Here is a 9,996-nt window from a genome sequence, read left to right on the forward strand (position 1 = left end):
TCGAGCTGCGCGCAGCCGAACGCAGCCGGGCGATTGGTTTGCTGCGCTTCACGTTACTGCGCTCGGAGGTCGCCAAGCAGCTCGGCATGCGCATCGTCCCGACGCTGACCTTCATCCCCGACGCGCTGCCCGAGAGCACGCGCGCCCTCGACGAGGTGCTCGCCCGGGCCAAGGCCCTCGACGAGGCCGTTGCCGCACAGCGCGGCGAGTCCTACGCCGGCGAGGAAGACCCGTACAAGAAGCCCCGCGAGCTCCACGACGAGGACGACCTCGACGAGGACCTGGAAGCCGTCGACGAGGACGAGCTCGAGGACTGAGGTCGTGTCCTCCACCCCCGGGCTGGTCGTCGTCGACAAGCCCGCGGGCATGACGTCGCACGACGTCGTCGCCCGCGTACGCCGACTCGCCGGCACCCGCAAGGTCGGGCATGCCGGCACGCTCGACCCGATGGCGACCGGCGTGCTGGTCCTCGGCCTCAACCGCGCTACCCGCCTGCTCGGGCACCTGATGCTGACCGAGAAGGCCTACGACGCCACGATCCTGCTCGGCTCCTCGACCACCACCGACGACGCCGAGGGCGAGGTCACGGCCACCGCCGGCACCGACGGCCTCAGCGACCGGGCGATCCGCGAGGCGCTCACCGCGTTCGCCGGTGAGATCGATCAGGTGCCGACCGCCGTCAGTGCGATCAAGGTGGACGGCAAGCGCGCCTACCAGCGCGTGCGCGACGGCGAGGACGTCGAGCTCAAGGCGCGCCGCGTCACCGTCCACGAGCTGACCGTGGTCGCCATCCGCGGCCCCGAGGTCGACGTCTCGGTGCGCTGTTCCAGCGGCACCTACATCCGCGCGATCGCCCGCGACCTCGGCGCCGCGCTGGGGGTCGGCGGGCACCTGACCGCCTTGCGGCGTACGGCGGTGGGGAGCTTCGACCTCGCTCAGGCACACACCCTCGAGGAGCTCGCCGACGACCTCACTCTGGTGCCGATCTCGGCGGCTGCGCGCGCCACCTTCCCCTGCGTGGACCTCGACGACGACCAAGCCGCCGACGTACGCGTCGGACGACAGCTCGACCTGGCGCTGCCGGGCGGCGGTGAGCACGCGCTGTTCGCCCCGGACGGCGAGTTCCTGGCGCTGTACGAGCCGACAGTCGGCGACGACCCGGGCCGCGCCCGACCCGTGGCCGTCTTCGTCGGCTGATCCGTCGGTAGGCTGCGCCCGTGCAGATCTGGTCCTCCTTCGACGACGTGCCCGGTGATCTCGGTCCGACCGTCGTCACGATCGGCAACTTCGACGGCGTCCATCTCGGGCACCAGCACGTGCTGCAGCAGGCGCGCGCCACCGCCGACGAGCTCACAGTGACGAAGGTCGTGGTGGTCACCTTCGATCCGCACCCGATCGCGGTGCTCCGTCCCGAGCACGCGCCGCCGACGTTGACCAACATCGCGACGCGGTTGCGACTGCTCGAGGCCGCGGGTGTCGACGCCGTGCTGGTGGTGCCGTTCGACCGCGACATCGCGGCCTGGACGCCCGAGGAGTTCATCGACCGCGTGCTGGTCGGCTCCCTCCGCGCTCGGGCCGTCGTGGTCGGCGCCAACTTCCGGTTCGGCAACCGCGCCGCGGGCGACGTTGCGCTGCTGCGGGCGGCCGGGAAGTCGCGCGGCTTCGTGGTCGAGGGGATCGCGCTCGACGGCGGGCCGCAGGTGTGGAGCTCGACCTACATCCGCAACTGTCTGGCCGCCGGCGACGTCGCCGGCGCGGCGGAGGCGCTGGGACGTCCCTTCACGGTCCGCGGCGTCGTGGTGCGCGGTGACCAACGCGGCCGCGAGCTCGGCTACCCGACCGCAAACGTGCCGGCGCCGGTCGACGGCGCGGCTCCCGCCGACGGCGTCTACGCCGGCCGGCTGACCCGCCTCGACACGGGCGACTCCTATCCGGCCGCGATCTCGGTGGGCACCAATCCGACCTTCGACGGCGATCGCGAGCGCCGCGTCGAGTCCTACGTCCTGGACCGCGACGACCTCGACCTGTACGGCGTCGAGGTCGAGGTCGCCTTCATCGAACGGCTGCGCGGGATGGTCAAGTTCGAGGGCATCGACGCCCTGGTCGAGACCATGCGCGGCGACGTACGCCGCGCGCGCGAGATCCTCACGTGACCCGCGCATGACGAGGTGGGAGCCGGAGACGCGCCCGGAGGCCGAGGCCTGGTTCGTCGCGCACGGGCTGCCCTACTTCGTGGACGACGTCCGTGAGCAGGTACGCCACAGGCTGCACACCAGCCGGCTGCTGGTGGTCGCCCTCGCCGGCCTGCTCGTGGCTGTCCCCACAGGTGTCCTTGTCGGCTGGCGGGCGGGCCAGGTGTCGGCCGGCATCGCCGTCGGCGTCACGGTGCTGCTCCTGGTCGCCGCGGTCTACGCGGGCCGAGCACTGCAGGTGCGGCTGATCGCCGCGTGGGCGCTGAGACACTCCTTGGCGAGTCTCGAGCTGCTGTTCCCGCTCGCGACCCGCGCGCTGCCGATGCTGCTGCTCTTCGTGACGTTCCTGTTCATCAACACCGAGGTCTGGATGGTCGCCTCGCGGCTGGACGGCGGCGTCCTCTGGGGTGCCGTCATGTTCTTCGGCGCGATGGCGGTGGGTTTCCTCGTCGTCCGGCTGATCGAGGAGGTCGACCGGCTCGACGACGAGGTCGGCCGCGACGAGCTCGGCGACGACGCCGACGTGGTCGGGCTGCAGCGGGCCAACCTCGTCCTGGTGCTGCTGATCACGCAGGCCTTCCAGGTGTTGCTGCTGGCGCTGGCGGTCTTCGCCTTCTTCATCGTCTTCGGCGCAGTGGCGATGGACAGGGAGGTCCTGGAGGCCTGGATCACTCCCGACAAGCTGACCTACCCGTGGGGCATCGAGGTGATCAGCCTCGAGCTCGTGCAGGTGTCGGTGTTCCTGGCCGCCTTCAGCGGCCTCTACTTCGCGGTCTTCGCCGTCACCGACGAGACCTATCGGCGCGAGTTCTTCACCGACGTGCTCGGCGAGCTCGAGCAGGCCCTCAAGGTGCGGGTGCGGTACCTCCGCCGGCCGTAGCCCGGCCGGCGGAGGTCAAGCACTCAGGCGTCGAGGTCCTGCTCGACCAGTGCCGCGATCGCATCGACCGCGGCCTGGTCGTCACCGGCGACCTCGACCGTGTCACCGTTGCCGGCGCCGAGGGTCATGATCATCAGCGAGGAGCTGGCGTCGACCCCGTTGATGGTCACCTCGGAGCCGAGCTCACCGGCCTTCTCGGCGATGATCGCGGCGGGGCGGGCGTGCAGGCCGACGGCGGAGCCGACGACGACAGACTTGCTGGGCATGAATGCTCCTTGCAGCGGATCGGTGGCAGGTGGTCAGACTGTAGCGAGGTCGGTATCGGTCTTGCTCGCGCTCTTCAGCGCGATCACCAGGGCCGCGGCGACGAGCGTGCCGGCGACCAGAGCGAGGATGAAGCCCGCGATGTTGCCGACGGCGAACGGCACCACGAAGATGCCACCGTGCGGGGCCCGCAGCGACACATCCAGGCCCATCGAGAGGGCTCCCGTGACCGCGCTGCCGGCCATGATCGAGGGGATGACGCGGGTGGGGTCCGCCGCCGCGAACGGGATGGCGCCCTCGGTGATGAAGGAGGCCCCCATCGCCCAGGCAGCCTTGCCGTTCTCGCGCTCGGGAATGGTGAAGAGTCCGGGGCGGACCACGGTGGCCAGCGCGAGCGCCAGCGGCGGCACCATGCCGGCGAGCATGACCGCAGCCATCACCTTGAGCTCGGGTGCGTCGGTGGCGGTCGCAGCGGCGCCGAGGCCGGTGGTGGCGAAGGCGTAGGCGGTCTTGTTGAGCGGGCCACCCATGTCGAAGGCCATCATCAGGCCGAGGATGATGCCCAAGACGATCGCCGAGCCGCCCTGCAGGCTGTTGAGCCCGTCGGAGAGGGCCTCCATCAGTGAAGCCAGGGGCTTGCCGAGGACGACGACCATCACGAACCCGGAGATCAACGTGGCGAGCAGCGGGATGACCAGCACGGGCATGAGGCCGCGCATCCAGTGCGGCACCTTCCACTTGGTGATCCACAGGGCCACGATGCCGGCGAGCACGCCGCCGACGATGCCGCCGAGGAAGCCGGAGTTGAGGGTGCCGGCGATGGCGCCCATGACGAAGCCGGGGGCGATGCCGGGACGGTCGGCGATCGCGTAGGCGATGTAGCCGGCGAGCGCCGGGACCAGGAACCCGAAGGCCGCGGCGCCGAGCGTGAACAGCAACGCACCGAGGTAGGCGAAGAACGCACTGCCGAACAACGCGTGGTCGAGGCCGAACTCACTGACGCTCGGCAGGTTGAAGAACGTGTTGTCCACGGCGATCGCTTGGCCGTCGTTGACGATCTCGTACCCGCCGAACAGGAAGCCGAGCGCGATCAGCAGGCCGCCGGCGGCGACGAACGGGATCATGTAGGACACGCCGGTCATCAGCACCCGGCGGACCGTGGATCCGAATGACGCGGCGCCGCCCGTCGAGGCACCGGCCTCGGCGGCCGTCCCCTCCACGCGTGGCGCGTTGGGGTCGTCGGCGTAGCGCAGCGCCTCGGCGATCATCGCGTCAGCATCGCCGATCGGACGCTTGACCCCGGAGGAGACCATGGGCTTGCCGGCGAAGCGCGATCGGTCGCGGACACCCACGTCGACCGCGAAGATCACGGCTGCGGCGCTGGCGATCGTCTCGGGGGCGAGCGGCGTGGTGCCTGCGGAGCCCTGGGTCTCGACCGAGATCTTGATGCCCGCCTTCTCCGCGGCGGCCTCGAGGGCCTCGGCCGCCATGTAGGTGTGGGCGATGCCGGTCGGGCAGGCGGTGACGGCCACGAGCGACTTGGGCCCGGACGCCGAGACCGCGACGGCGGCCGCTGCGGGCGCCGCTGCGGCGGGCGTGGAGGCCGCCTTCGCGGGCTCGGCGAGGGCCGCGTCGATCAGCTCGACGATCTCCTCGGGTGTCTCGGCCGAGCGCAGCGAGTCGGTGAACGCCGGCTTGACCAGCGAGCGGGCAAGCTTGGTCAGCAGCTGGAGATGGGTGGCGTCGCCGCCGGCCGGGGCCGCGATCAGGAACGCGAGGTCGGCCGGGCCGTCCTTGGCGCCGAAGTCGACAGGCGGCTCGAGCCGGGCGAAGGCCAGCGTCGGCTCGGAGACGCCGGAGGTGCGGCAGTGCGGGATCGCGATGCCGCCGGGAAGGCCGGTGCTCGACGTCTCCTCCCTGGCGAGTGCGTCCGCGACGAGCTGCTCGAGGTCGTCGGCCCGCGAGGCGTCGTTGACGACTCCGGCGAGGCCACGGATGACCTCGGTCTTGTCCGCTCCCCAGCTGGCGTTCAGCCGGACCAGTTGGGTGGTGATGAGTTCGGTCATGCGCTGCCTCCCAAGACAGTGACGTTGATGAGGTCGGTGCGGAGGTGCACCGGCTCGGGGATGGTGGTGCCGGGCAAACCGGCGGCGGCGCTGCCGTAGGCGACGGCGAGGGCCAGGCGGTCCGGGGCAGGCAGCCCGCGGATGTCGCCGAGTAGGTAGCCGAAGAGGCTGGAGTCACCCGCGCCGACGGTGCTGACGACGGTGGTCGGCGGGGGAGCGGCGTGCCACGCGCCCTCGGCGGTGACGAGCACGGCGCCGTTGCCGCCGAGGGTGACCAACACGGCGCCGACACCGCGATCGACCAGCGTGCGGGCCGCCTCCGCTGCCTTGGCCGGGTTGCTCTCGAGCTCCTCGGCGTCGCCGCCCGTGAAGGACGCGAGCTCCTCGCCGTTGGGCTTCATCAGGTCCGGCGCCGAGTCGGGAAGCGCGTCGACGAGCGCCCGGAGCGGGGCCTCGCTGGTGTCGACCGCAACCCTGGCGTCGATGGCCCGCAGGCGGCGTACGACTGCGGCATAGAACTCCGGTGGCGCACCGTGAGGCAGTGAACCCGCCAGCACGGTCCAGCTCGCGCTCGGCGCCCGGGCCAACAGTGCGCCGGCCATGGCCTCGAGGTGCGCCGCGTCGACCGTGGCGCCGGGGGAGTTGAGCTTGGTGGTGGTGCCATCGGGCTCGGTGATCGTCACGTTGACACGCACGTCACCCGCGGGCGTCACGGGACGGCAGTCGATGCCGGCCGCGAGCAGCTCCATCACGAAGGGGTCGTCCTTGGCGGCGGGCAGGACAGCCACCGTCGGCTCACCGGCGCTCACCGACGCGCGGGAGATGTTGACGCCCTTGCCGCCCGCCTGGGAGGTCACCGACAGGACACGCTGCACCTGGCCGCGAGCGAGCGCGCCCGCCAGGGTGATGGTGCGGTCGATGCTCGGGTTGGGGGTCAGGGTGAGGATCACGCGATCACCACTTCCACGTCGGCCGCGGCGAGCGCGGACGCGTCGTCGTCGGAGATTCCGGAGTCGGTGACCAACACGTCGATCTCGCTGAGCGCAGCGAATCGCAGGGACGACTCGACGCCGATCTTGGTCGAGTCCGCCAGCACGACCGCTCGCCGGCCGGCGGCCGCGAGGGCGCGTTTGGTGGCCGCCTCGTCGCGATCCGGCGTGGTCAGGCCGAAGGTGGTGCTGATCCCGTTGGTCGCGAGGAAGGAGACGTCGGCGCGGATGTTGGACAGGGCGGCGACCGTCTCGGCGCCGACCGCGGCATGGGTGGTCGTGCGCACCCTGCCGGGCAGCAGGAACAGGTCGATGTGGGGCAGGCCGGCGAGCCGGGCGGCGACCGATACGGCATGGGTGACCACGGTCAGTCGGTGGTCGCGGGGGAGCAGCGCAGCGAACCGCGCCGTGGTCGAGCCGGCGTCGATGATGATCATCGAGCCGGGCGGGGGGAGCAGCGCGATGGCGGCGACCGCGATCGCGTCCTTGGCCTCGGTGTTGTCCTGGTCGCGCTCGGAGATGCCGGACTCGATGGCGGCGAGGGCGCTGGCCGGAACGGCGCCCCCGTGCACGCGACGAATCAGGCCCATCCGCTCGAGGGCTGACAGGTCGCGTCGTACGGTCTCGGTGGTGACCGCGAGGTTCGCGGCGAGCTCGGCCACCGACACGCGACCCTGCTGACCGATCAGCTGGACCATCGCTTGCTGTCGTTCCTCTGCGTACACCTGGGATCCTTGGTCGAGGGAGGGATGTGGTGTCGGACACATCATTCTTTGTATGTGTTGTTTTATAGCCGAACCTGTTGAATGTCAAGTATCTGGTGGATTACGGTGTGGGCATGACCACGTCCACTCCGTCCTCCACTGGCTTGCGCGGCACCCCGGTCGTACCGGGCGTCGCAGCTGGGCCCGCGCTCCTGGTCCGCGGCGAGGTCTCGCCCGAGGCCATTGCCCGCTTCGGCGACGGCAACTTCTCCGATGCCGACGCCGCGATGGCGGCCTACGACGCGGCGGTCTCCGCCGTCGCCGCGACCTTCGCCCGCAAGGCGGAGAAGGCGACCGGGCCGGCCGCCGAGGTGCTGACCGCGAGCGCCGGCCTGGCCAAGGACAAGGGACTGCGGGGCGCCGTCAGCAAGTTCGTCGCGGCCGGCACCCCGTTGTTGCAGTCGGTTGGTGCCGCGGTGGAGCAATTCGTCTCGATCTTCACCACCATGGGGGGGCTGATGGCCGAGCGGGTCACCGACCTCGAGGACATCGAGCGACGAGTCATCGCGCATCTCGTCGGGGAGCCGGAGCCGGGCGTGCCCACGCCGAGCGAGCCGTCGATCCTCGTCGCGGAGGACCTCGCGCCCAGCGACACCTCGGGCCTGGACCCGCAGCTGATCAGCGCCCTCGTCACCGAGCGCGGCGGGGCGACCAGTCACACGGCGATCATCGCCCGCCAGCTCGGCATCCCCTGCGTGGTGGGGGTCGCCGGCGCCATGGACATCAAGGCCGGCACGTTCATGGTGGTCGACGGCGAGACGGGAGCGGTCGAGATCGGCACCGATGTCGAGGAGGCCGCCGAGCGGGTCGCTGCCAGCCAGGCGGCTCGCGCTGCGCTGGCCGCGTGGACGGGGTCGGCCGAGACATCCGACGGCACCCCGATCAAGCTGCTCGCCAACGTCGCGGACGGGCCCAGCGCCGTGGACGCGAGTCGTGAGCCGGTGCAGGGTGTCGGGCTCTTCCGCACCGAGCTGTGCTTCCTCAAGGCGACCGAGGAGCCGTCGGTCGAGGAGCAGGGCGAGATCTACAGCACGGTGTTGGGAGCCTTCGGCGAGGGTCAGTACGTCGTGGTCCGCACGCTCGACGCCGGGTCGGACAAGCCGATCGCCTTTGCGACGATGCCCGGAGAGGAGAACCCCGCGCTCGGCGTGCGCGGGCTGCGGCTGTCGTTCGGCAACCCCGGTCTGATGGACCGCCAGCTCGACGGCATCAAGCTGGCCGCCGACAAGACCGGCACCGAGACGTGGGTGATGGCGCCGATGGTCGCCACCGTCGCCGAGGCAGCCGAGTTCGCCGACAAGGTGCGCGCCCGCGGGCTCAAGCCCGGCGTGATGGTGGAGATCCCGAGCGCGGCCCTGCTCGCGCACCGGATGCTCGAGGTCGTCGACTTCCTCTCGATCGGCACCAACGACCTGACGCAGTACACGATGGCGGCCGACCGGATGGCGACCGACCTCGCGCATCTCACCGACCCGTGGCAGCCTGCCGTGCTGCAGCTGATCGCCATCACCGCGGAAGCCGGGGTGCAGGCCGGCAAACCGGTCGGGGTGTGCGGTGAGGCCGCCGCCGACCCGATGCTCGCGTGCGCGCTGGTCGGGATGGGGATCACGTCGTTGTCGATGGCCGCCCGCGCCGTACGCCCTGTCGGCGCCCAGCTCTCACAGGTCTCGATGGACACGTGCGAGGCCGCCGCTGAGGCTGCCCTGGGAGCGAGCGACCCGATGGCCGCGCGGGCGGCGGTGCGCGCACTGCTGGCCGGTTGACGCCGCTGGCCACGAGACCCGGCGCGGCGCCCGCATCTCGGTCCGAATTATGTAACACGCTGTCCGGTGCTCTTCCACGTCGTAGCAACGACGTGGAAGTGCACCGGACAGCGTGTTACATGCGGGCCCAGGGCTCGACGGTCACCTTGATGGCCTCACCGTTGGCGGCGATGCCGAACGCCGACATCACCTCCGAGAGCGGGATGTGGCTGGTGACGGTGAGCGCCTTGTGACCGCGATCGCCCGGCCGAGCCTGCTGCGCCTCGGCCGGGCGATCGTCGCGTCAGCCGGTGACGGTGACGGGCACTCCGCTCAGAGCCGCGTTGCCGGAGATGTCGAGTCGCTCGGGGTCGGTCAGGTCGTTGATCGAGACCCCGGGCAGCTCGGCGGCCGTCTTCATCCCGGGGTTGCGGGCGTGACCGTAGCCGTGGGGGAGGCTGACCACGCCGGGCATCATGTCGTCGGTCGCGGCGACCTCGACACGCACCTTTCCAACGCGGGACGTGATCGTGACGACGTCGCCGCTCTCGAGCTGACGTTGCGCGAGGTCGGCCGGGTGCATGAGGAGCTGGTGCCGCGCCTTGCCGCGGGTGAGCCGCTCGGTGTTGTGCATCCAGGAGTTGCAGTCCTGCTTGTGGCGGCGACCGATGAGGAGCAGCTCGCCTTCATCGGGGGCCTCGACTTCCGTCAGTCGCTCGAGGTCGGCCAGCACCAGCGCCGGCGCGAGGACCAGGCGGTGGTCACGGGTCTGCAGCCGTTCGGGCAGCAGGTCGGGCTGCAACGGACCGAGGTCCAGACCGGACGGGTTGGCGCGCAGCTTCTTCAGCGTCACGCCGTTGCGGGCGCGGGCGAGCAGCAGGAAGATCAGGCGGGTCGGGCTGAGGCTGAGCCGGGTGCGCATGATCGCCCGCGCCTTGAGAGCCGGCTTCTTGTCCAGCTTGGCGCTCGTGGCCAGTGCGACGTCGCGGTAGATCTGCCAGTCGTGGCGCGCCCCCGCCTCCTTCTCGAAGACGGCCGGCGTGAAGCGGGCGGTGTTGCGTACGCCGAACGTCTGGAAGATCAGGTCGTAGTGGTCGCG

9 protein-coding genes and 1 pseudogene are annotated in these 9,996 nt (G+C 71.0%); 5 read left to right on the top strand and 5 right to left on the bottom strand.

Annotation, left to right across the window (positions count from 1 at the left end):
• From RMO85_RS06625 to RMO85_RS06640, 4 genes and pseudogenes are all read left to right on the top strand, one after another.
• Positions 1–317, top strand: a pseudogene (locus RMO85_RS06625) (hypothetical protein); the annotation flags it as partial.
• A 4-nt stretch (positions 318–321) separates the two neighbouring features.
• Positions 322–1,197, top strand: coding sequence for a tRNA pseudouridine(55) synthase TruB (gene truB, locus RMO85_RS06630; protein WP_310527787.1), 876 nt, complete (start codon positions 322–324; stop codon positions 1,195–1,197).
• Between the two features lie 20 nt (positions 1,198–1,217).
• A complete protein-coding gene (locus RMO85_RS06635; protein ID WP_310527789.1) occupies positions 1,218–2,153 on the top strand; it encodes a bifunctional riboflavin kinase/FAD synthetase in 936 nt (311 codons plus the stop codon).
• 7 nt (positions 2,154–2,160) lie between these two features.
• Positions 2,161–3,072, top strand: a complete 912-nt coding sequence (locus RMO85_RS06640) for a hypothetical protein (protein WP_310527790.1) — start codon at positions 2,161–2,163, stop codon at positions 3,070–3,072.
• 23 nt (positions 3,073–3,095) lie between these two features.
• On the opposite strand, the gene RMO85_RS06645 is transcribed toward RMO85_RS06640, so the two are convergent.
• From RMO85_RS06645 to RMO85_RS06660, 4 genes are read right to left on the bottom strand one after another with little or no spacing between them, the layout of a single operon-like run.
• The gene (locus RMO85_RS06645; protein ID WP_310527791.1) at positions 3,096–3,338 is read right to left on the bottom strand and encodes an HPr family phosphocarrier protein; all 243 of its coding nucleotides are present in this window, start codon (positions 3,336–3,338) and stop codon (positions 3,096–3,098) included.
• Positions 3,339–3,371: 33 nt separating this feature from the next.
• Positions 3,372–5,402: a fructose-specific PTS transporter subunit EIIC gene (locus RMO85_RS06650; RefSeq protein ID WP_310527792.1), complete on the bottom strand. Its 2,031-nt coding sequence runs from the start codon at positions 5,400–5,402 to the stop codon at positions 3,372–3,374.
• A complete protein-coding gene (locus RMO85_RS06655) occupies positions 5,399–6,352 on the bottom strand; it encodes a 1-phosphofructokinase family hexose kinase (protein ID WP_310527793.1) in 954 nt (317 codons plus the stop codon). The genes RMO85_RS06650 and RMO85_RS06655 overlap by 4 nt, the downstream gene beginning before the upstream one ends.
• Positions 6,349–7,116: a DeoR/GlpR family DNA-binding transcription regulator gene (locus RMO85_RS06660; protein WP_310527794.1), complete on the bottom strand. Its 768-nt coding sequence runs from the start codon at positions 7,114–7,116 to the stop codon at positions 6,349–6,351. Before RMO85_RS06660 ends, RMO85_RS06655 begins: the two co-directional genes overlap by 4 nt.
• Before the next feature lie 113 nt (positions 7,117–7,229).
• Here RMO85_RS06660 and ptsP point away from each other — a divergent pair, with 113 nt between their 5' ends.
• On the top strand, positions 7,230–8,918 hold the full coding sequence (ptsP, locus tag RMO85_RS06665; protein WP_310527796.1) for a phosphoenolpyruvate--protein phosphotransferase: 1,689 nt from the start codon (positions 7,230–7,232) through the stop codon (positions 8,916–8,918).
• A gap of 283 nt (positions 8,919–9,201) precedes the next feature.
• On the opposite strand, the gene RMO85_RS06670 is transcribed toward ptsP, so the two are convergent.
• Positions 9,202–9,996 (bottom strand): molybdopterin dinucleotide binding domain-containing protein (locus RMO85_RS06670; RefSeq protein ID WP_310527798.1); only part of this gene is annotated, 795 nt, incomplete at its 5' end.

The organism is Nocardioides sp., assembly GCF_031422975.1.
In the GTDB taxonomy this organism is placed as follows: domain Bacteria; phylum Actinomycetota; class Actinomycetes; order Propionibacteriales; family Nocardioidaceae; genus Nocardioides.